We start from the raw sequence: 225 nt of genomic DNA, 5'->3' as shown, positions 1-225 counted from the left end.
ACCCGACACCGTCATCGGACACTCCATCGGCGAAATCGCCGCCGCCCACATCGCCGGAATCTTCGACCTCCCCGACGCCTGCCACCTCGTCGCCACCCGCGCCACCCTCATGGGCCAACTACCCCAAGGCGGCAGCATGGCCACCATCGCCGCCACCCCCGAAGAACTCGCCAACGACCTGGCCCAACACGACGGCCAGGTGAGCATCGCCGCCCTCAACACCCC

1 protein-coding gene is annotated in these 225 nt (G+C 68.9%); it reads left to right on the top strand.

The window, feature by feature from the left end; all coding sequences use genetic code 11:
* Positions 1–225: acyltransferase domain-containing protein (locus NQU54_RS49005; RefSeq protein ID WP_257636720.1), on the top strand; the 225-nt coding region annotated here is incomplete at both ends.

The organism is Streptomyces malaysiensis subsp. samsunensis (assembly GCF_024519315.1).
Taxonomy (GTDB): domain Bacteria; phylum Actinomycetota; class Actinomycetes; order Streptomycetales; family Streptomycetaceae; genus Streptomyces; species Streptomyces malaysiensis.
This window is presented reverse-complemented; position numbering and strand designations above follow the sequence as displayed.